16 protein-coding genes are annotated in these 23,755 nt (G+C 41.8%); 13 read left to right on the forward strand and 3 right to left on the reverse strand.

The genetic code is table 11. The features are described from left to right. Positions 1–10: 10 nt before the first annotated feature. From NYE35_RS15580 to NYE35_RS15590, 3 genes are all read left to right on the forward strand, one after another. A complete protein-coding gene (locus NYE35_RS15580; RefSeq protein ID WP_036677918.1) occupies positions 11–919 on the forward strand; it encodes an NAD(P)/FAD-dependent oxidoreductase in 909 nt (302 codons plus the stop codon). Positions 920–1,219: 300 nt separating this feature from the next. After that, positions 1,220–2,701, forward strand: coding sequence for an Lsa family ABC-F type ribosomal protection protein (locus tag NYE35_RS15585; RefSeq protein ID WP_036677916.1), 1,482 nt, complete (start codon positions 1,220–1,222; stop codon positions 2,699–2,701). Positions 2,702–2,881: 180 nt separating this feature from the next. Beyond that, a complete protein-coding gene (locus NYE35_RS15590) occupies positions 2,882–5,671 on the forward strand; it encodes a glycoside hydrolase family 3 C-terminal domain-containing protein (protein WP_341121561.1) in 2,790 nt (929 codons plus the stop codon). 89 nt (positions 5,672–5,760) lie between these two features. On the opposite strand, the gene NYE35_RS15595 is transcribed toward NYE35_RS15590, so the two are convergent. Continuing rightward, positions 5,761–9,240, reverse strand: a complete 3,480-nt coding sequence (locus NYE35_RS15595; protein ID WP_341121563.1) for a sugar-binding domain-containing protein — start codon at positions 9,238–9,240, stop codon at positions 5,761–5,763. Positions 9,241–9,710: 470 nt separating this feature from the next. Between NYE35_RS15595 and spoVB the strand changes: the two genes are divergently transcribed. After that, on the forward strand, positions 9,711–11,267 hold the full coding sequence (gene spoVB, locus NYE35_RS15600; protein WP_341121565.1) for a stage V sporulation protein B: 1,557 nt from the start codon (positions 9,711–9,713) through the stop codon (positions 11,265–11,267). A 950-nt stretch (positions 11,268–12,217) separates the two neighbouring features. Here the strand turns inward: spoVB and shc are convergent. Beyond that, positions 12,218–14,110: a squalene--hopene cyclase gene (gene shc / locus NYE35_RS15605; protein ID WP_341121567.1), complete on the reverse strand. Its 1,893-nt coding sequence runs from the start codon at positions 14,108–14,110 to the stop codon at positions 12,218–12,220. A gap of 121 nt (positions 14,111–14,231) precedes the next feature. After that, positions 14,232–14,678, reverse strand: coding sequence for an OsmC family protein (locus NYE35_RS15610; RefSeq protein WP_036677906.1), 447 nt, complete (start codon positions 14,676–14,678; stop codon positions 14,232–14,234). 190 nt (positions 14,679–14,868) lie between these two features. On the opposite strand from NYE35_RS15610, the gene NYE35_RS15615 reads away from it, so the two are divergent. From NYE35_RS15615 to NYE35_RS15655, 9 genes are all read left to right on the forward strand, one after another. Beyond that, positions 14,869–15,504 (forward strand): formylglycine-generating enzyme family protein, encoded by a 636-nt coding sequence (locus NYE35_RS15615; protein WP_176462527.1) that lies wholly within the window; start codon positions 14,869–14,871, stop codon positions 15,502–15,504. A 41-nt stretch (positions 15,505–15,545) separates the two neighbouring features. Then, positions 15,546–15,875: a hypothetical protein gene (locus tag NYE35_RS15620; protein WP_256715514.1), complete on the forward strand. Its 330-nt coding sequence runs from the start codon at positions 15,546–15,548 to the stop codon at positions 15,873–15,875. A gap of 220 nt (positions 15,876–16,095) precedes the next feature. Next, positions 16,096–17,451, forward strand: coding sequence for an ABC transporter substrate-binding protein (locus tag NYE35_RS15625; RefSeq protein ID WP_038570948.1), 1,356 nt, complete (start codon positions 16,096–16,098; stop codon positions 17,449–17,451). A 58-nt stretch (positions 17,452–17,509) separates the two neighbouring features. Then, entirely contained in the window at positions 17,510–18,409 is a 900-nt protein-coding gene (locus NYE35_RS15630) for a carbohydrate ABC transporter permease (protein WP_076099267.1), read from the forward strand. Further along, positions 18,409–19,248: a carbohydrate ABC transporter permease gene (locus NYE35_RS15635; RefSeq protein WP_076105666.1), complete on the forward strand. Its 840-nt coding sequence runs from the start codon at positions 18,409–18,411 to the stop codon at positions 19,246–19,248. The genes NYE35_RS15630 and NYE35_RS15635 overlap by 1 nt, the downstream gene beginning before the upstream one ends. Positions 19,249–19,352: 104 nt before the next feature. After that, positions 19,353–21,119 carry a cache domain-containing sensor histidine kinase gene (locus NYE35_RS15640; RefSeq protein WP_076222532.1) on the forward strand — a complete coding sequence of 589 codons (1,767 nt, stop codon included), beginning with the start codon at positions 19,353–19,355 and terminating at the stop codon, positions 21,117–21,119. Then, positions 21,109–22,713, forward strand: coding sequence for a response regulator (locus NYE35_RS15645; protein WP_341121570.1), 1,605 nt, complete (start codon positions 21,109–21,111; stop codon positions 22,711–22,713). The genes NYE35_RS15640 and NYE35_RS15645 overlap by 11 nt, the downstream gene beginning before the upstream one ends. Positions 22,714–22,917: 204 nt before the next feature. Then, on the forward strand, positions 22,918–23,283 hold the full coding sequence (locus NYE35_RS15650; RefSeq protein ID WP_052097030.1) for a hypothetical protein: 366 nt from the start codon (positions 22,918–22,920) through the stop codon (positions 23,281–23,283). Continuing rightward, the gene (locus tag NYE35_RS15655) at positions 23,270–23,755 is read left to right on the forward strand and encodes a nitroreductase family protein (protein ID WP_036677894.1); all 486 of its coding nucleotides are present in this window, start codon (positions 23,270–23,272) and stop codon (positions 23,753–23,755) included. Before NYE35_RS15650 ends, NYE35_RS15655 begins: the two co-directional genes overlap by 14 nt.

Here is a 23,755-nt window from a genome sequence, read left to right on the forward strand (position 1 = left end):
GATGATTCATATGATTTACGATTGCATTATTGTTGGTGGTGGACCCGCAGGCTTGAACGCAGCCCTTGTTCTTGGTAGGGCAAGACGAAAAGTAGCTTTAATTGATAATAATCAGCCAAGAAATGCTGTTACCCATGCGTCACATGGTTTTATTACAAGAGACGGGGTTACACCAGCCGAGTTTCGTCGTATTGCGTATGAGGAGGTACTACGTTATCCGTCAGTTGAGCATATCCAGACTGAGATTATTTCGATTAACAAAAATGATTCTGGATTTGCAGTACTTGATTCGTTTGGTCGTCACATTGAAGCTCGCAGATTGATTTTGGCGACTGGGTTAAAGGAGGTCCTTCCTGAGATAGAGGGCCTACGTCCATTATACGGAAAAAGTCTGTTTAATTGCCCGTATTGTGACGGCTGGGAATTACGAGATCAACCCCTTGTCGTTGTTTGCGAAAATCCACATATTTTTCATATGGCAAAGATGCTGCTCAATTGGAGTAAAGATTTGGTTATCTGCACGAACGGCAAGACATTCCTTTCAGATGAACAGAAAAAAAGTCTTGAGGCCAAGGGGGTTGTAGTCAAAGAATCATTAGTTTCCTCTTTTATGGGTCATGACGGGCAACTTCAGGCGGTTCGTTTTGCGGATGGTACTGAGATCATAAGAACGGGAGGGTTTATTGCTCCGAATTTGATCCAAACGGCATCGATCGTAGATCATTTGGCTGTAGAGCGGAATGATTCTGGTGGGTTTAGCACAGATGGTGCGGGGAGAACCTCGATTCCAGGATTATATTCGGCTGGAGATGTTTCTTATTTTATGCCTTCTCAGTTAGTGTTTGCCGCGGCTGACGGGAGTCGGACAGCTATGAGTGTAAATATGGATCTTACAGAAGAAGAATTTGAACTTTTTTAACGAATTATGGGTAGGAAGTTGAAAATAATAAGTATGCATGATAACATAATTACAAATTAATGATCGGAGTTGAAAAGTATAGTGTAGTAATTATTCTTGCGTCCTATGATGAATAAAACAACAACAATGGTTTATTTCGTTTGTTTTATTCTTTGTATGCAAGAAAGTTACTACTTCTTTTCACTCGAAAATATATCCATATCTAACTCCATTTGGGGCTGGATTTGCTGTATTTATTTGAGTCACAAGAAAGTAACTTTCTTGTGGCTTTTATTTTTTAAAATACAGGAGGATTATTTTATGTCATTAATAAATGTCACAAATCTAACCTTTGCCTATGAAGGCAGCTACGATAACATATTTGAGAACGTAAACTTTCAAATCGATACCGATTGGAAATTAGGTTTCACAGGGAGAAATGGTCGAGGAAAGACTACATTTCTTAGCTTATTGCTTGGAAAGCATGAATACAGCGGTAATATTTCTGCTCATGTCAGCTTTGAATATTTCCCTTTTCAGGTGAATAACAAGGAGCTTAACACCATAGATGTGATCAGCGAGATTTTTCCGGATTATATTCATTGGAAGTTAATGCGTGAGCTTTCTTTGCTAAAGGTTTCTGAGGATGTGTTATATCGTCCCTTTGATTCATTGTCTAACGGAGAGCAGACGAAAGTGCTGTTAGCCACATTATTCATAAAGGAAAATAGCTTCCTGTTGATTGATGAACCTACAAATCATTTGGATATGACGGCAAGAAAGCTTGTCAGTGATTACCTCAATTCAAAAAGTGGATATATTCTGGTCTCTCACGACAGATCCTTTCTAGATAATTGTGTGGATCACATCTTATCGATTAATAAAACTAATATAGAGATTCAAAAGGGCAATTTTTCTAGCTGGTGGGAGAATAAAGTCAGACAAGATAACTTTGAGTTAGCAGAGGACGAAAAACTTAGAAGAGATATCAAACGCTTGTCAGCATCATCTAAACGGACAGGTAACTGGTCACATGAGGTGGAAAAAACTAAAAACGGAACTAGAAATTCTGGATCTAAGTTAGATAAAGGTTATGTTGGGCACAAGGCCGCTAAAATGATGAAACGCTCTAAAGCCATCGAGCAAAGACAGCAATCTGCCATCAACGAAAAGTCTAAGCTTCTTAAAAATATTGAAAATTCTGAGAACTTAGAGATTACGCAGCTTGCTTATCATAAACGTCATCTTGCGGAGCTGGACAATGTTTCGGTTTTTTACGGAGAGAAAAGGGTATGTTCAGAAGTAAGCTTTACCATTGAGCAGGGGGAGAGAATAGCACTCTCGGGTAAAAATGGTTCCGGGAAATCAAGTATCATCAAATTGATCTGCGGTGAGGAGATAGATTATACCGGCTCCTTCACTAAGGATAGCCAGCTTATCATTTCCTACGTATCACAAGACACTTCAGATCTACGGGGCGATTTAACAGATTATGCTAGAGAGAATGGGATAGATGAAAGTCTTTTTAAATCTATTCTGCGAAAGCTTGATTTCTCCAGAATTCAATTTGATAAGGATATTTCCACATACAGTGGCGGCCAAAAGAAAAAAGTCCTGATCGCCAAAAGTCTTAGTGAAAAAGCTCATTTGTATATTTGGGATGAACCGCTTAATTTTATTGATGTTATTTCACGTATGCAAATTGAAGAGCTATTGCTTGAATATACCCCAACACTCGTTTTTGTGGAGCATGATCGCGAATTTTGCCATAATGTTGCCACGAAGATCATTGAACTTAGCTGATATTTTTAACATCGATTGAAAATTTCCAACTCTAACAGACCAATATTATTATATTAATAAAGATAATTATTATATATATTACAGTTATCCAATGTACTATAATGGTATAGTTAAACTTTATGATATGTAATTGATGCCTAAAGAAACAACCTATAGAATTGAACAACAGGAGGAAACAAGTTGAGTACACAGAGTGTGGGAATTCCATTAGAAGGTTTTGCAGAATTTAGCCGAACGGTAGCCGCTGAAGGTGCGGTACTGTTGAAGAATGATCATCAGGTGCTTCCGCTTGGTGAAAATGATAATGTTGCTGTATTTGGCAGAACTCAAGTGAATTATTATCGCAGTGGTACTGGTTCGGGCGGTAGTGTTCATGTTACTTATACGACCAACCTGCTAGGCGGTCTTCGCAGTAAAAAGAACCTTACGGTCAACGAAGATTTGGCAGCAGTATATGAGAAGTGGATTGCGCAAAATCCATTTGATAATGGTGGCGGCGTTTGGGCTGCAGAGCCATGGAACCAGAAGGAAATGCTTTTATCCGACGAATTGGTAGCAGAGGCTAGAAGAAAATCGAACAAAGCAATCATTGTAATCGGACGTACAGCAGGAGAAGATCAGGATAATGTCGATGGTTCAGGGAGCTACCAACTAACAGCTGATGAAAAGGCGATGCTGAAGCAGGTAACTACATATTTTGAGCAAACGATTGTTGTACTGAACGTCTCTAATATTATTGATATGAGCTGGCTGAACGATGAAAGTTATAAAAATCCGATTTCGTCTGTCATCTACTCTTGGCAGGGGGGAATGGAAGGTGGTAATGCAATTGCGGACGTGCTGGCCGGAGAAGTGACTCCAAGCGGTAAATTAACAGACACGATCGCATATTCCATCAACGATTACCCGTCAACACATAACTACGGCAATGAATTTACAAACCTTTATCAGGAAGATATCTATGTTGGTTATCGCTATTTCGAGACATTTTGCCCAGAAAAGGTTCAATATGAGTTTGGTTATGGAATATCGTATACCAAGTTTAAGCTCGAGCCAGAAGAAGCAAAACTTATTAACAAAGCTGGCGAACTAAATGTTGAAGTCGGCGTAACCGTAACCAATATAGGAACTACCTTTGCTGGAAAAGAGGTCGTTCAGGTCTATTATGAAGCTCCACAAGGAAAATTGGGACAGCCTGCTAAAGCTTTGGCAGCATTCGCAAAAACAAAAGTCCTTCAGCCAGGCGAAGCTCAACGTCTTACTGTGAGTTTTCCTGTTCATTCTATGGCTTCCTATGATGACGCTGGTGTGACAGGGCATGCTTCTGCTTATGTGCTAGAAGAAGGCACGTACCGCGTGTTTGCGGGAACGAGTGTTAAAAAAGTGGAGGAAGTCAAGGTTGAAGGGAATAGCGGCTATGTCGTGGAAACTCTTCAAGTTGTGGAACAGTTACAAGAAGCTCTTGCACCAACGCAAAGCTTTACAAGAATGCAACCTGGCGTTCAAAATGCAGACGGTTCGTATGAACTTCTGTATGTAGAGGTTCCAACACGCAAGATTTCGTTAGCAGAACGGATCGAGAGCAATCTACCAACAACGATCTCCCAGACAGGCAATCAAGGGCATAAATTAAGAGATGTATTTGAACAAAAAGTTAGTATGGAAGCTTTTATTGCCCAGCTTAGTGACGATGACTTGGCTGCCATTGTCCGGGGTGAAGGCATGAGCAGTCCTTTAGTTACACCGGGTACAGCTTCTGCATTTGGAGGAGTAAGTGATAGTCTATATAACTTAGGAATCCCTGTTGCATGTACGGCAGATGGTCCTTCAGGAATTCGTATGGATAGTGGAGCAAAAGCGACTCAGGTTGCGATCGGAACGCTTCTTGCAGCTACTTGGAATGCCGAATTAGTCGAAGAGCTGTATGTGTTAGAAGGACAAGAGTTGGTAAGAAACAACATAGACACCTTGCTTGGACCAGGTCTGAATATTCGTCGCAGCCCGCTTAATGGCCGCAACTTTGAATATTTTTCTGAAGATCCTTTGATCTCTGGGGTGTTTGCCGCTGCATGTACACGTGGGATTATGAAAGGTGGCTCTAATGCCACACTGAAGCATTTTGCCTGCAATAATCAGGAGAAACATCGCAGTAAGGTTGACGCTGTTGTGTCGGAACGTGCGCTTCGCGAGATTTATTTGAAAGGTTTCGAAATTGCTGTGAAGCAGGGTGGGGCAAATTCAATTATGACCTCTTATAACCCTGTTAATGGACATTGGGCCGCTTCAAATTTCGATTTGAACACTACAATTCTCCGCGGAGAATGGGGCTTCAAAGGTATTGTCATGACAGACTGGTGGGCCATCATGAATGATGTCGTTAATGGTGGAGCTGCAGACCGGAAATTTACAAATTGGATGGTCCGTGCACAAAATGACCTGTACATGGTTGTAGCTAACTATGGCGCCGAAATTAATGGATGGAATGACAACACCATTGAATCCTTGGAAAATGGATCTTTGACTAGAGGAGAGCTGCAACGTTCTGCAATGAATATTTGTGAGTTCATCATACATGCTCCAGTATTCTCGAGAAAACAGCAAATTGTTGAAACAGTTGAGTCCTTTAAGGCTAATCCTTCACTTACTGCAGAACAAGTACAATCCTTATCTCAAAATCCACAGGTTAAGCCAGTCGTTGAAGGATCGACTTTCTTTGAAGTTAGCCAAGCTGGACAATATCGGATCCTCGTGCATATCATGTCAACAGAGCCTGAGCTGGCTCAAAGTGCATGCAATGTTAATTTGAATGATCAATTGATGACAACCATTCAAACCAACGGGACAGAAGGTCAATGGATTAGACAAAAGCTTGTGAAAGTAGAACTCGAAGCAGGTCTTTATGAAATGAAACTGGAATTCATTAAACCAGGTTTACAGATCGACTGGATCGAATTTAATAAAGTTGACTAAGTAGCTCTAAATATAAGTTAAAGGAAAAACCCTGTGCTAATGCGCAGGGTTTTCTTTTGGTAAGCGATTAGTTTAAAGTTGAAACTACCTTATTCTACTTGGAACTGGAACCACTTAAAGTCAAACTGGCTCCCCGGTAGAAATATAAAGGTGACGGTTTGTGGACCGGTTACGCGCTCCAACACAAATTCTCTTTCGCAATAATCACTTGACTGTGTAAACTCCACAAGCTGTCTCTTTTCACCCTCTGGTCCGCTAAATAGAATATGCAGAGTATTTTTATCGATAGGCGAATGCCCGCATAAGGTTAGTTTAGTGCTTCCAGTATCACCGAAGTCCATATCTTTAAAGATGAGAGAGACGTTGTTACCAATATTTTTGATTTGTCCATCTGCCAGTGTAAAGGAATCCCCATAAATCTGATTGTATTCCAGAACGTTAAGTTGTTCGTACGCTTTTAAAGGTTTGTTAAACTGAAAGCCCTTGAGATGAATCTTTTTATGAAGAACAAAACAAAGGGTGGTGACACCTTTTATTCGCTCAGGTAATGAGTAGGTTTCCTCTTGATATACATTCCATATAGAAGGTTTTTGATAGGTTACCTGTGTCAGCAGAGCTGCGTTTGGAGCATCCGGAGTACCTTTCCATATATCAATCGTATATTTATCGTTATCTAGCGCGAAGATAGGAAGGGTAAGTTCAGTAGCTCCATAATCACCGAAATCGATGTTGTCGAAACAGATCCAGCTTTCACCTTCTCTTGCAGTAGCCACTCCGCGTTCATTCCCATTTGTTAAGTTCCGGCTCGTATTGCTATGATAACCAGCGGAAACAAACTCATAAGGATTCAAAAAGGCCGCTCCCATATCTCGAATATGGAATTCCATAAGCGAGTACAGGCGCACTTGATCTGCACCGTTTTTCGTTGCACACCGTACATAGACGTCTCCGTCTCCCAAAGCCGATATTACTGCTTCATGCCCATTTGCCTCAAGAACGGCTATATTGGCGTCAATGCCGGCAGCATTCGTAACTCGCCATTCAATTTCCTGATAGGTTGCGTTCTCTGGATGAATTTGCACACGAACCGGAAGTGCTCGGGTGTCCTTCGTTAGTTGATTTCCTTGTGGGCATATGATTTCCAGCTTGCGAACGGGAATTTCATCTGATAAATAGTCTTGGGATAACTCGCTCACATCCGATAGTGATTGTGACGAATGCTGATAAAGTACAAGCTCTTCGTCCTTAGAATGATCTAGCTCTCGTGCTTCGGCAGTCAGTGTAAGCTCAGCGGACTGTAAGCCTTGGGAAGATGCACGTACAACGATTTTACCTGGCTCCAATGAAGAGGCAATGACTGCAAGCAATTTTCCACTGAACATCCGGCGACTTGTTCCTTTATATGAATCGTAGTCAGTGCTGTCACCATTATCCAAACCAACAAGACGCCCCGGTCCTTCTACAGAGATTTGGATACGATTATTGGCGTTCTCCACGGGACGTCCTTCTTGATCGAGGGTCGAGATCTCAACAAATACCAAGTCCGATCCGTCAGCAGTGATCTGAGTTTTATCAGGCTTCATGACCACAGTAGTTGAATCTCCGAAAGAAGTTACCGTATCTTCAGCGATCTGTACTCCGTGTTCATCATAAGCGACTGCTCGTAGAGTACCTTCGCTAAATGGGAGCTGCCATTCCCCAAGCAGCTTTTTACCATGTTTATGGTCAATGTTAAAAGTGCCCATGGATTGATCATTAAAGAACAATTCGATTTGTGGTGCGTTGGAGCATACTCGCACATCAATAAGCTGCCCTTCAGAGAAATCCCAGTATGGAAAAATATGAATCATCGGGGCGACCTTGTAATCCGTCCATTCTGCTTGATAAATATAATAGGAATCCTTTTTGAATCCCGCGGTATCCAGTTGACCGAAATACGAGTTTTTAGTGAAGTACGGGGTCGGCTCCCCGATATAGTCAAATCCAGTCCAAATAAATTGTCCCGGTGAGTAGGTCGCATCACGATCTGCAATGATGCAAGCTTCTGTGTTCTTGGCACCCCAGCTAGTGGAGCTATTTCCTAAAGCTGAGCATTGTTCATCATCGTCAGACAATACAGACTGAGCAAAAGGGAAGTGATAGATGCCTCTGCTCTGTACAGTAGACGATGTTTCACTGCCATAAATAATCCAGTCTGGATGTTCCTCATGATGCTGATCATAGTATTTTTCGGCATAGTTATACCCTGCGAACTTCACTAGATCTGCGCATTTCTGTGCATTCTCCCAAGGCATATAGTTGGAACCGATAGTAACCACTGCATTTCCTTTAGGGTCATGAACCTGCACCAGATCACGTAATTCTATGGTTAACTCTTGGCCGCGTTCATCGGCATGGGTGTCGTATATTTCATTTCCGATACTCCACATGAGCATGGAGGGGCGATTTCTATCCCGGCGTACCCAGCTGGCAATATCTTGTTTCCACCAATCCGGATAAAATCTGGCGTAGTCAAAAGGAGTTTTACTGCGTTCCCACATATCGAATGCTTCGGAAACTATGAGCACGCCCATCTCATCGGCTAGTTCCATCAATTCAACGGCTGGCATATTGTGGGCCGTACGAATAGCGTTTACGCCCATCTCCTGCAGGAGGATAATCTGTCTTTTTAGAGCTGTTTTATTCACCGCAGCCCCCAAACATCCCAAATCATGATGTTGGCATACGCCATGAATCTTCACCTTTCGGCCATTCAAAAAGAAACCTTGTTGGCTGTCAAACTCCATCGTACGGAATCCGAAGGTTTGGACTTCTTCCTCGATCACTTGTTCGTTCTCTAACAGCTCCGTTTTTAGGTTATAACAGTAAGGCTGGTTAATATCCCAGAGCATTGGATTATTGATGGATAAGAGGGCAGAGCTGGATACAGCAGACCCGACTTGTACTGGAATTTCATTTTCTACATGAGAGATACAAGTTCCTGAAGCATCTAGTATACTGTGACGAATTATGTAGTGCTTTGCGCTTTGCAATAGATCATTGCACAATACTTCGGTATCTACCTCAACATTCCAGGCATCCTCTTTTTTGCGAGTAGAGATATAAATACCATCAGGCACAATATGTGTCCCTGGATACGTCTTCAGCCATACACTCCGATAGATGCCCGCACCGGAATACCAGCGTGAGTTAGGAGACTCATGAACCACTTGAACATAGATTTCGTTGATACCTTCAATAATGTATGGCGTGATATCTAATTCAAAAGTGGAGTATCCATTTTTCCAGACGCCTGCGATATGGCCGTTCACATAGAGAGTGGAGTCCATGTATACGCCTTCAAAACGAAGCGACACACGGCTATTTGGCACGTGCTCATCTATAACTATGCTTTTACGGTACCAGCCTTCTCCGCTTTCATATAGATTATGTGTATCAAAAATTAGCCAGTCATGGGGTAAGGTTACGTCGATCCACTCCGAATCAGCTGCTATCACCGATTCTAAAGTAGACTTAAGCGGCTGTTTGCTGAATAACCAGTCATTATTTAATCTTGTTTTCTGACTCATGAATGAAGTTCTCCTTTATCTTTGGAAAATTTAGAAGTGGTTATTAACGATGTGAATGATTTCCGTAAAGCCTTTTGTATTCTTTTTTATCATATCAAAGATTTTGCAAAAAGACATTCACGAAGAAGAGTAAAAAAACCGTTATAACAAAGCTATTGAAATCGCATTCAAAATGATAACATGTCATTGGTAAATTATCTATTTATTTCTTAATATATCTTTTATTGCGGAGGATGAAATTTATACAAAAACAGTACTAATGAGCGATACAGAGAAGTATCTCTGGTCTATGAAAAATGTTTTTGCTACAGAAGATAATGAAAGTGAGGGAAATTGCCTGGTATACCAATCAAGATGTGGCGGCTTATTGCTGATTAAATACTTTACAAATACTTGTCTGCATGTACTTGTGTTTGTTCGAATAAGTTAGAAAGAAGGACAGGACAAACCATAGGTGGAGATGCGTATAAATGGGGATGCGTAAACAAAGTTTTATTCGTGGCACGTTCATATTAACCGTGTCGTCATTTTTCACAAAAGGGCTTGGTTTTTTGAACGGAGTCTTGCTGGCACGTTTTTTGGGAGCAGAGGGAGTAGGGCTGCTTATGATTGCTCATCCACTGCTTCCTTTATTTATTACGCTGACAGAGCTGGGGCTTCCTGTTGCGATTTCAAAGCTTGTATCGGAAGCTGAGGTTAAGCAGGATGAAGCGCGAGTAAAGCGTATTCTCACTGTATCCTTAAGCATTACGGGTACGTTGAGTATTATATTAACTTTAGTGGCTCTATTTGGCTCCAAATGGATCGCATCGATTTTTTTGGCCGATCAGCGGGCGTATTATGCTATGGTTGCTATTACGCCGATCATTCCAATTATTGCGATGTCTGCTGTACTGAAAGGTTATTTTCGTGGAAAACAGAACATGAATCCACTTGCCTTTTCCGATATTATTGAGAATCTGGCGCAAATCATTGTCATTATCGGTGTTGTCAACGTTTTGCTGCCCTACGGTATTGCCTATGCGGCTGCTGGCGCGATGGCTGCCTCCGTTGTTGGAGAAGGTTTTGGTTTGCTCTATTTGTTCGCTGTCTTCAAATGGGCAAATCGAGGTAAGATCAAAACCTCTCCACCACATACGTCAAGAATTTCACTTAAAGGAGACAGTACGTTAAGAGATTTGCTGCGCATCGGCTTACCGATGACAGGCAGCGGTTTTATTCATTCTCTCTATCATGCCTTTTTACCACTGCTGATTACGAAAAGTCTAGTACTGTTTGGTGTAGGTGTTGAGATGGCAACCAAGCAATTCGGACTTCTGGCGGGTTATGCTCTTCCCATGTTGTTTCTCCCCAGCTTCTTCACACAATCGTTGTCGACTGCATTAATTCCGGCGATCAGCGAAGCAAGTGTGAGCAACAATAGCAAGCTTATGCATAGTCGGATGGATATGGCTATGCGATCCGCGCTTATAGTAGGTTTTCCATGTACAATCATCCTGTACTTATGGGCTGTACCCTTAACGACTATGATCTACCATTCGCCAGAAGCGGGCGAGCTGCTAAGGTTAATTGCACCCTTATTTTTTCTTTATTATTTTGGAGCGCCACTGCAAGCAATTTTGCTTGGTTTGGGGAAAGCATCAACCGTTATGTGGAACCATATTCTTACGAATATTTTCGAAGTGATTGCGATCTTTGTTCTTGGTTCTAATATTGGAATCGAAGGGGTGGCCATGGGATTCGGACTGGGACTCTTGCTGCTGACACTGTTGAATTTCTTATCTGTGGCAGGAACGATCGGATTTTATTTTGACTTTCGTATTGTATTTAAGGTGGGAGCAGGAGGAATTGTCATGGCGCTTAGCGGACTGGCGGCTCACGGAATTCTGGAACGATTGGACCTGGGGCAGATCATTGAACTGTTCGGAGCGTTGCTCGTTTCGTTAATCACCTATGCAGCAACATTGCAGGTAACCCGTGCTTGGGATAGAGCACCGAAACCACCAACGATTACGCCTGTTTCTTGAATGGTGATCTTTCGGTACCGTGCTCCAAAAAGTAAATCGAGCAATGATGCATACCTCTGTGTGCCAGTATGGAGGCGGATGAAGGTAATGGATGGGGAGCAGCGAGGTGTTTAACTGTATTTTGTGCAGCTATAATCGTTCAAAACAGTTGCGCATTGAAAATAGCTGTATTTCTTACATCTATTCTCATGAATTTAAGCCTATTAGGTGATTTCTCTTGATTTTAATTGTATAGAATGCAGTTAAAGTCGGAGTTTTTCCCTAGCAATACGGATTAAGTGTATAAAATGCAGTTACTTAATAGCTTCCGTTAAAATCTTGCGCTACAAATATACGGAGTGGGGATATCAGACGTTACAGTCATAATTGCTCAGGCAAAACGCCAGTGATCCAAAATATCAGGCAGCGATCCTTGATTATCGGAGATCGCTGCCTGATTCTAATTAGCTTTATGCTAACTATGCTCGATTGACTCAAATGCAAAAATGGAGCTGGCTCATAAGTAATTTAAGTAATTTAAGTAATTCCTATAGGGCTGATCCAAATGGCAAGTTGGCTTGATAGGTAACATTTTGCGCACACGTATTTGCTATCGGACTCAGCTGACCTTAAGAGCAGATTTAGCTTACAATTGGAATTTTAACGGACACTATCGCAGTTATTACTATGAAAAACACCCGAAATGACTCTCTTTTTAAGGAATAGTTGCACTGGAGTCCTTAATCTAACTCAAAAGCCTACGCAAATAGCGTCTTCTGAGTCCGAAAAGCTCTATGCTTGATCAAGACTGGGTGATTTAGGTAGGTGCAACGGACAAAAGCATTCAACTCTCGATTCATAACATCAGAGCAACGAGATTCTCCAGTAACGGACGATTGCTGCTCTGGCGATCCAAACTTTTTCGAGACAGTTAAGAAGTGGAGCAGGACAACGCAAGATATTACCGAGTATTATCCTTGACCGTATTTTTTTCTGTAATGACTCAATGTGAGTAGTGGCCAGATATAGCGGTAACTATGATAATTGGAATAGAAATTACCGGGGAGTCCACCGCCAGTTGGATAAGAAGTTTTCCAATCTTCTTCATGAATAGACGTGATTAGTCTTTGAATCCCTTTTTCCACCGCTGCTGTTGGCTCCGGCTGAACCGCGATGAGTGCATCAAGTGCCCAGGCGGTTTGAGAAGGTGTGCTTTCTCCTAAAGGAACATATTGTAGAAGCCGATCACTGTGACAAGACTCCCCCCAGCCGCCGTCCGAGTTCTGAATGCTTAGGAGCCACTTCACTCCTTTTTGCAACGTATCATGATTTATAGGGAGCCCAACAGCCTGCAGGCCTGTTAATGATGCCCAAGTGCCATAAATATAACAAACACCCCATCTTCCATACCACGAACCATCCTTCTCCTGATGTTGAATCAGCCATTTCGTACCCCGTTTAATGAACTCGTGTTGTGTATTTAAACCAGCGAAGTTTCCGAGAAACTCCAAAGTTCGTCCGGTAAGATCTGCTTCCGAAGGATCAATGGCTGCAGATTTAGCACCATCGATAGCGAGCCATGTGAGCATTTCTTTATTGGTGTTTTTTTCGAATGCCGGCCAGCCGCCGTCGTTATTTTGCATCGATAGGACCCAATTCAGACCGCGATTCCATGATTCCAGATATGAAGGGTGAATTGTTGATAAGCTTCGGATGGCTCGCAAGGCTGCCGTTGTATCATCTACGTCCGGATTGATTGTATTGGACTCAGAGAATCCCCACCCACCGGGAACTGTATCCGGATTATGGATGCTCCAATCAGCAGTTTGATGATGCTGTTTATCCAGAAGATAAGATGCAGCGTGTTTTATTCCTTTGTGATCAACCGGAATTTGAGCCTCTTGTAAAGCATAGGAGATTAACGCTGTATCCCATATTGTAGATGGAGAGTTTTGAATTGTAGTTTTATGATTTGATTGGCATTGCAGCGCGGTGAGACCTTGAATGGCCTGTGTAATTATTGGATGCTGCCGATCATAATCGAGAGCAAGCAGGGCAAAAACCATAAGAATTGTACTGCTGGCATAGCTGTAAAAGGTACCGTCGGATTCGATTCGCTGGAGCATATATTGCTCTGCTTTGTTTTTGGCAGCTTCATGTATGTAGTGTGGACTCCCGAGTAATCTGCTCAAACCCATTTGAATAACATCCTGCAGCTCCTGATATCCACGGGTAGGCGATTCATTTGCATCCAACCGTGTCTCCATAAGATCTGACAGATCAGGAGCATGGGCTGTAGTGATCGAAAATCGCCGATCGGCCATAATGAGCATAGGAGTGAGGTGTACCCTAGAGTAGCCAGAGAATTCGAAATAGTTAATAGGGAAGTAAGACGGAAACAAAAGCACCTCCAGTGGAATCGAAGAAATTGCTAAAGGCCACTTGCTTTGACCCGTTGCGGCGAGAATGACTCTAGTTAAGATACTTGTGACTTTGCCTAATCCACCTTTAGACAGTATATAACGCTTAGCACGCTGTATTGGCTCGTCTGTTATCTTACTGTACCCAGAGTAGAGCAGGGCATAATAAGCTTCGACCGATGTGGATAAGTTCCCAGCTTCTTCGTCCTTATATAACTGCCAGAAACCCTCTCGCTGTTGTGCGTCAAGAATGCGTTCATGTAGCTGCCGAATGAGGGTTTCATTCTGTCGGTTCAACACCCTATAGAGAATGATCATATAAGCATCGATCACAATCCCGTTCTCAAAACAAAAATGCCATGAGCCGTCATCCTTCTGCTGTTGTTGCAAGAACGTTGTCAAACGTTCGATTTCTTTATCTACTTTTCTTAGTATATCCGTCATTTTTTGGGTTCCTCCGAAGGCATCATTTTTAACATTATATGAAGTCGGAGAACAGGTCATGAAAAAGAGCTGCTTAGTCGCTTTTACGCAACTTTGCAGCTCTCTCAGCATTATAAAACGGTTAATTTTCAATCACAATACGATGTAGCTTGAGATTAACCGGAGCAGCAATGGTGTCACCTACAGGGCATTTGCTCTCCAGAAATTGTACGAACTGTTCGACCTTCTCAGCAGGGGATGGAGTCTTTATGTAGAATGTATACCGAATATCGGAATAGCCAGGACGTACTTCAGAGCGGTTGAAGAATCCGTCGAGATCCAAGTCACCTTCCACATCTACTCTGAAATCTTCAAGCTCCACCTCAAATTTAGAGGCGTAGACCCGAGCTACAATGGATTGGCAGGCACCCAAAGAAGCGAGCAAAGCTTCAACAGGATTCATTCCTGTATCCGTACCCCCTAGACTTGTCGGTTCGTCGATGACCAGCTCGAATTGTCTTACATTAGTAACGACCCTAACGCCGTCTTGCAAATGAGCAGTTGCTTTGAAAGTTTGAACATTTGGCATGTGTTTACACTCCTTCTTGTGGACAAACTAAGGATGATTTAATGTTTCTTATTTTTTATAATTCATAGTATGTTTCTAGGAATTGTATAGATTATAGTTCTATTCTGTATACCCGTCAATACATGATTAAAATAATAGTTAGGAGGCAGCTAGAGTGTCGATCGAAATTGAGAGCTATTTGGACTATCCTATGGTTGCAATTCCAGGGGGAGAAATAGAATTAAGAGACGATCGGATAAAGCGTAGATGGAAAGCAGAAATCAAACCGTTTCTTCTTGCACCTTATCCTGTAACTGTGGATCTATACAATGCTATAATTAACAACTCATCTCACGGAGATCTAAAACCGGTTGTGAATATTTCATGGTTTGAAGCCATCTCTTTTTGCAATCTGCTTTCCCAGAAAGCTGGATTTATAGAAGCTTATACTATAGGTGAAGATGGTAAACTCATTACTTGGGATAAGGAATCAAACGGATATCGACTTTCAACAGAAGCAGAGTGGCAATATGCATGTAAAGCAGGAACTTCCGGTTATCAATATGGAGAACTGGATAAAATTGCTTGGTATAATGAAAATTCAGGTGGCGAACTCCACGAAATAGGACAAAAGGAACCCAATGCTTGGGGACTTTATGATATGTTAGGAAATGTATGGGAATGGTGCTGGGATTTATATGATGAACAAGTGTATGGCTCCTATCGAATTTTTCGGGGAGGCAGCTGGGCAGAAGAGGACAGAGGATGTGGAGCCACATGCCGCCGTCGTAGTCATCCAACATTTAGCGTAGATGATCTTGGCTTCCGTCTTGCCCGGTCTTATTAATGGGCCATACATTTGTAATCGGAGTTAGAGGAGGAAATAACATGCGCGAAGGACACATAGAAATGCACGGTTATAACGAGTATCGAGAACACGGAGAGCATGGAGAAATGAATATAAATGGAGTCAAGGAGGGTTCGGAGCATCCTCACAAAAGTGCTCAGACCTTTCGTCGAGCTAGGGCTATCGCATTTTTGGACAAGCTAATGATTAATCGTTCGGCGTTGCAGCAGCAGCTAAAAGAGTCAGAGTTTGAATCTGCAAAACAGCTCATTAGTGGTGAATTAAAAGCTACGGAAGCGATCATCGATGAGTTCATTCATATGTTTCAGATTCATGAGATAACTTCTGATAATAGAGAAGATAGAACCTAAGCCACTCAGCTATATAGAGGTGTTCATGCCCTAGGTTTTGATATGAATGAAAAAAGAAGACTTCTGAAGAAATCAGAGGTCTTCTTTATGTGTAGTTAATAAAGAAAAATGTCTAATGTAAAGAGAATACATCATAAAGTAAAACGCTTTCATGTTCACTTGATAAATTGATTTATATAATTAGTCCTGTAAGCAATATAAAAATGGGGGGCGAAAAAGAATGAAAAAAGTCAACAAAAAAAGGATGAACCTAACTCTAACAGTGTTGATGGCTATGTCCATGCTTATCACTGCTTGTGGTGGGAACAACGGGAATAACGTGAATTCCGAGGCTAATGCAAACGCAGGCAATACGGGAAAAACAACTGCGGCGGAAGAGAAGCTCAAGATTACCATGTGGTCTCAATTCGCGGATCCAAATTCTAAAGATGGTGGGTTTGTTGGTTTTTATAAAGCACTTGAGGCAACCAAGGCTAAATTCCCTAATGTAGAAATCGAGCATGTAGGTGTTGGGGGCGAATCTTATAAAACAAAAGTGAAAGCGGCTTCAGCAGCCAATGAACTGCCCGACATTTTTTACACCTGGGGTGGCGGATTCTCTGAGCCATTTATAGCGGGGAACCGGATTCTGTCCATTGATGATCTCGCAAAAGATGGAACGCTGGACCAAATCGTACCAGGTACGACAGACAATTTCGTCTTCGATAGCAAGCTTTACGGTCTGCCGATCAATATAGCTACTGCTCAAATGTACGTTAATAAAGAACTATTTGAGCAAGCAGGAGCAAAAATTCCGGAAACATGGGATGAGCTTGTTGCTGCGATTGAAGCACTAAAAGCAAAAGGTATTCAGCCGATTGCACTTGGGGCTAAAGACAGATGGCCAGCCATGCAATGGAACGCGATTCTAGCCATCCGGATGGCAGGCGTGGATGCTGTAAATGCCGCTTTAACGAAAACAGGATCATTCGACACACCTGAATTCACAGAAGCTGCCGCGAAATACAAACAATTGATTGATGCGGACTCCTTCGGCAAACATTTTGTTGGAACTTCTTATGATGACGCGACAAATATGTTCCTATCAGGCAAAGCAGCTATGATGTTCATGGGTGCTTGGGTCAACGGACAGATTGAAGATGATAACTCTCTGGTCAAAGGTAAAGTGGTACCGATTAAATTTCCAACCATTCCAGGGGGGAAAGGAAATGCTGACGAGTGGTTCGGAGGTTCGGGTGAAACATTCGTGCTCAATGCCGATCTGAAAAACAAGGAAAGAATATGGGAAGTATACAAGTTCTTTATTGAGACCATGTCTAAAGAAGTATTTCTGGCTGGTTCAGGCTCCTCAGCATGGAAAGTTGATGTAGGTGACACTTCTCAAATGAATCCACTGGCTCTGCAAATTGGTGAGTTGTCTTCTTCAGCAACAGGTTTCTCCTACTGGTGGGATCAAATGCTGAATGGTAATGACACTGAATCTATGTTCGGCTCGCTGATGAAATTCGTTGCCGGAAAAACAACACCTGAAGACTACACGAAAGAATTACAGAGCAAGGTCAATCAAGGACAATAATCTGCGTCAGGCGGCGAGAATTGTTCGCCGCCTGATCGATTTAAAGGTGGAGTGAAGCATGCATCAAGTATTCGGAAACAAAAAGGCTATCGCCGTATTTGTTGTTCCTGCTTTGATTTTATACATTCTTGTTGGTTTTTTCCCGATCCTTCAGTCCATGTATTACAGTCTGCTGGACTGGGATGGGATTCAACCGGCTAAATTTATCGGTTTAGCTTCTTATAAGGATTTATTTTTTACAGATACGTACGGCATGGATTTTAATCATTCGATACTTAATACATTGTATCTGGCAGTTCTTTCTGTTTTCATGCAACTTCCGATAGCTCTGGTGCTCGCTCTGGTTCTTGCCAGAGGGGTGTGGGGTGAAAAGCTGTATCGTACTTTGTATTTCATTCCAGTCTTGGTATCCTCCTCTGTCATCGGGGTTATGTTTCTGAAAATCTATCAGCCTGAATATGGCTTGCTGAATACGATACTCAATCAACTAGGCTTGTCCTCCTGGACACATGATTGGTTAACGGAAAGCGGAACAGCACTAATTAGTGTTATGATTCCAATCGTTTGGCAATATATCGGCTACCATATGCTTCTAATGTACGCTGCCATCAAAGGGATTCCTGAAGATTTGTACGAGGCTGCAAAAATTGACGGAGCATCAAGTATAAGAACCGCCTTCTCTATCACCATTCCACTTATTTCACCAATCCTGAAGGTATGCGTCATATTTGCTGTATTGGGATCATTGAAGTTTTTCGATTTAGTCTTCATTATGAGCAATGGCTACCCAACACCGGAAACTAATGTTCCAAGTACGTTGATGTATTCATCGATTTTTAATCGCAATATGTATGGGTACGGCAGTGCGATGGCCGTGTTTATGGTTGTGGAATGTCTCTTTTTCTACTTAGTTCTACAAAAACTGATCAGAACCTACGATGATAAGGAGGAGAGCTAATGACAACAACACATAACCGCCGCTGGCCAAAGGTTGTTTTGCAGCTTGCGTTTCTAATCTTCGCCGTTATTCAATTGTATCCGCTCGTGTGGCTTGTATTTTCATCCTTTAAAACAAACATAGAAATTACAGGCTCAAATGTGATGGGCTTGCCTAATGAGTGGCGGTGGGCGAATTACGACTACGCACTTTTTAAGGCGAATATCGCACGTAACTTTTTGAACAGCCTTATGTATACAACGGTAACTGTCATTATTTCTGCTCTGTTATCGGCAATGGTTTCTTTTGCTGTCGCAAGAATGAAGTGGAAGCTTAATAATGTGGTGCTTACTTTCTTTATGCTGGGATTGATGATCCCCGTACATGCTACGCTGCTACCTGTCTTTCAGATGTTAAAAATGACAAGTTTGCTGAATACACCGTGGGCTTTAATCATTCCTTATACCGTTAGTGCACTTCCTACTACAATCTTTATCATGATTGGTTTTTTTAGAGCGCTGCCAGGGGAGTTGGAAGAAGCCAGCGTTGTAGACGGCTGCAATATTTATCAGGTTTTTTTCCGTATTATGCTTCCGCTTGTAAAGCCGGCTATCGTAACCACTTCCATCTTTACTTTTTTATCCGCTTGGAACGAACTGATGTTTGCTAATACGTTCATTAATGATCCTGACTTAGCAACAATTACCGTCGCCATCAATTCGTTTAAAAGTGCCTATGCCACAGAATTCGGACCTATGTTCGCTGGAATGGTTGTGGCTACACTACCCATGATCATTATCTACTTGTTCCTAAGTAACCAAGTCCAAAAAAGCATTATTGCCGGGGCAGTTAAGGGCTAAAGCAATGGGATAGGAATCCTTCGAAAAATGCTATACTAGTATCGTATTGAAGTAGCTATAAATAAAGGTCCGTATTCGCTTAATTGTCGGCCAGGAGGTTACCGATGAGGTTTGCACGTATCCGATCACAAATCGTTTTTTACTACTTGGCCTTATTAGTGGTTTCCATGATTGCAAGCGGTATTATGTACCAACGAATCAATGAGAAATTCACCGAGGAAAAGGTAGGTGAGGTATCGCTTCAAACCTTAAACGCCATGAATTCCGGAATCGAATCACTTCTTGACAGCACGAATAATTATTCCAAGATGATCGTGTCGAACAATACAGTTCAGGAAGTTCTGGGCAGTGATCTGGCGGGTAACGACATCGGAATTTTAACTTACAAGCTAGAGGTGGCTCTGTCAGATTTTATGCTCGCAGAGCCCTCTATCTCTTCTGTCTATCTATTCGATAATGCAGGACGTAAGTTTGCGATTGATTTGCAGTCTGCAAAACCGATCAGAACGGATGGGATCGAGTCAGCGGAATGGTATTCCGAGGCGGTCGCCTTGGACGGAAAAGCAATTTGGAGGAAAAATGCCGGAGGTATCTTCAATTTTGAGACGAAGGAACCCCAGCAGGATCCACAATATATTTCTCTGATTCGTATCGTAAACGACATGAACACTTCCAAGAAAATAGGAGTATTAGTCGTGAACATTACGGTTCAGGAGCTGAAAAAAAGCTATGAACGTTCGATCAACGATAATAAACCTGATTTAATGATCGAAACTGGATATGAGACACTCCTTGATTTTACAAAACCTGAATTATCGACTTATACAAACTCTTCTATGCTTGATGTGCCGCTCGGCAGTAGCAAAATCGTAAAGATCAAAGATCATAATTATCTGATCTCTTCTCTGGTTTCAATGGATCGTGGTTGGAAGTTTACTAGCGCTCAGCCTCTGGGGGAATGGGAAAGCCCCTATCGTCAATTTAATCTAATGCTGTTAATGATTATGCTGTTTAATTTCATTTCTATATTTTTAGGTTCCGTCTGGATTTCTAGATTCATTACAACACCTATTTTACATATGCTGCGATCCATGAAAAAAGTGGAGATTGGAGAGTTTAGTTTGGTTCGGTACGAGGCGAGAACTGATGAGCTGAACCAGTTGAAAGATAGGTATAACAATATGATTGTGACCATTGAGCAAGCGCTGAAGCGGGAGAAAGAAGAACAGAAATTGATTCGGAAACTCGAATTGGATATTTTGCAGCAGCAAATTAAACCACATTTTTTATATAACACGTTAGAATCAGCTGGCTATTTAACTTTGTCAGGAAATAATAATGAGGCGTACCAGATTATTTCTGAGCTTGCAGCCTTCTATCGTCAGAGTCTTAGTAAGGGCAGTGATGTAGTAACGTTAAGAGAAGAAGTAGAGATCACTAAAAGTTATTTGAGTATACAAAATATTCGCTATCCAGAAATTTTCACCAGTGAAATTGAGGTGCCGGAAGAAGCTGAGTATGTTCGGATACCCAAATTGACGCTTCAGCCGCTTGTAGAAAATGCGCTTTATCATGGTATTCGCCCTTTAGGGGAGTGTGGTAAGATTCGCATCCTTGCCCGAATTCAGGGGAATCGACTGAAGTTAATCGTGGAAGACGATGGTGTGGGCATGAATGAAGACAAACGCCGGGAAATGCAAGCTGAGCCCTATGGGCAAAATGAGTCCAGTTTTGGGTTGCGCGGTACTTTGATGCGTCTGAAGCTGTACTATGGGGCGGATATGAATTGTAGTTTGGTCAGTGCACCGGGAGAAGGAACTCGGATTGAATTGGAACTACCGCTTGAGGAGGGGAATAGTCATGGAGCTTGAACTGCTCAGAGCCATTATTGTGGATGATGAAATTAATGCGAGAAAAATTGTTCCCATCATTATAGATTGGCAAGCGGTTGGTTACAGATTCGTAGGTGAGGCCTCGAATGGAAGCGAAGCGTTAGATCTGATCGAAACGATGAAACCGGATGTAGTATTTACAGATATCAGTATGCCTTTTATGGATGGACTGGAATTAAGCCGGTTGATAAAAGAAAGGTATCCGCTAGTCAAAATTGTGATCATCACTGCACATCCCGAATTCGAATATGCAAAGAGAAGCCTGGACATTGGAGTACAAAATTTTATCTTGAAGCCGCTTCAATCCGAGGAAGTACGAAGAGTTGCGGTAGATCTTCATGGGAAAATCCGGGAAGAGACAGAGCGGTGGAACGAATATCAGGAACTGAATCGACAGTTAAAAGAAAACGCCGTTCAACTAAAAGAAAAATTTCTAAATGATTTGCTATCAGGCCTCTGGGACCCCGATCAGCTGGACAGCCGGTTCCATTACTTTTTTCCTGACTCAGCGAACAGCCTGTTTTCAATCATGCTCATTGAACTTCAAATCTCCTTAGAAGAAGGGGAGGAACAACGAATCCTGCAGTCTTTGCGTTGTAAGAGGTTTATTGATTACGCGCTTGAAGAGTATGAGGGAATCGAAGTTTTTTTTGATAACAGTCAACGCATTGTCCTTCTTAATAGAAAAGATAATCAGAATCTTACGAAGATTGGAGAGTGGCTGGCCCAATCGCTCCATGAAAAGCTTGAATGCAAAGCTTGCATTGGCGTAGGTAGTACCTGTACGGATTTCAATAGGATCAAAGAATCCTATAAAGAGGCGCTGGAGGCAGTTAGATATGGTAAGTTAAAGGGCAGTAACGCCATCTATTTTTTTAATGATGAAATTCATTTCGGGGGCCGATCCTGGGAAGTTAAGACGAATGAAATTGAGGAAATTTTGTTTTTTGTAAAAGCTGGTGTCTTAGACAAGGCTATGCAATCCATCGAGAAAATGTTTCAGGATTTGGAGAAGTCCAAGGCTTTTTCTGTGGAACGAGCTAGGTTGGTTTCCGCCCAATTTGTCTCCACATTAATCAATTCACTCGCTGAAATGGGAGTTATAATAGATAATAATCTTTCTTTCGATATTTCGCCATATAAAAGGATTTTTGAGCTCGATAGCCTGCCAGACATGCAACAGACATTGCTAGAACTCACAGAGAAGGTAACCTCTCAAGTAACCCGGGCACGAAGTAAAAAAACCAATAATATTATCCATGAAGTTAAAGATTTTATTCAACAGGAGATGCACATTCCGGAGATGTCTTTATCCTATGTATCGAATAAATTCCACATGAATTCCAGTTACTTTAGCCGGATCTTTAAGCAGGACATAGGGATTAGCTTTACGGATTATCTTCTCAAGTGCAGAATGGAAAAAGCGGTGAAGCTTCTGAATGAAACGGATTGGAAAGCTTATCAAATTGCTGAAAAGGTCGGCATTAAAGATCCATTCTACTTCAGTAACTGTTTTAAAAAAGTAATGGGAGTATCCGTTCAGGAATATAAGAAAAATAGCTATTCCTTATAAATCACTCCGTTAAATTTGATGATTTTTCTCTTTAAACCCGCACTTTATGCGGGTTTTTTATTGTTTTTTAAGATATAAAATGAGCAATTATGATGTTACAAAATGGAAAAATGATCTTGACAGAAATGGATTCTATCGTATACATTTGTATACATGAAGAACGCGTATACAAATGTATACACTACTGCAAAAGGAGGAAATAAAATGCGTGAAGGACATATCGGCAAACGTGGCGGTCATAGGGAGCATGGAGAGCACAGAGATCGAGGCTTTATGAAACATGGGATGACAGAACCGATGGATCAACATCCTAAAAGTGCTCAAACTTTTCGCCGTGGCAGAGCCATCGCTTTTTTAGATAAGCTTATGGTTAACCGGGCTACATTACAGCGGCAGTTAAATCAGCCTGAGCTTGAATCGATTAAACAAGTGGTTAGCGGTGAATTAAAAGCAACGGAAGCGATTATTGAAGAGTTTAAACAAATCTTTCAGATTCATGAGATCGCTCCAGAAGATACAACATCAAATGTTAAAAAAGAGGAGAGTAAAGAAAAAGATGAAAATAACTGAGCTCATTAAAACCCGTAGAAGTATAAAACAATTCAAACAGACTCCAATAGGTGAAGAGGAGTTACATTCATGGCTGGAGGCTGCAAGTTACGCTCCTAATCATCGTATGACCGAACCTTGGGAGCTTCTTTTCATCGGACCCAATACTAGAGCGAAATTAAAACATAAGACGGATTTTGGCAACGCACCTGTTGTTTTTGCAGTTCTGTCTAAGCCTGCCGCAACTGCGTTTGAACGCGATGAGAATGTTATGGCTGCTGCTTGTTTCGTACAAAATTTCCTATTAGCTGCACATGAAGCAGGTGTAGGTACGTATTGGGCTTCGCTGGGGGCTTTGCCTCATAATCGTGAGATTCTTAATGTTCAAGAAAATTACGATGTTATTGGGATATTTGGAATGGGTTATCCGGAGGAAATGCCGAATGCGAAACCCAGAACACCGATTAGTTCTAAAATCACGTATTTATCTTAA

It is taken from the genome of Paenibacillus sp. FSL L8-0494, assembly GCF_038003695.1.
GTDB lineage: Bacteria > Bacillota > Bacilli > Paenibacillales > Paenibacillaceae > Paenibacillus_AQ > Paenibacillus_AQ odorifer.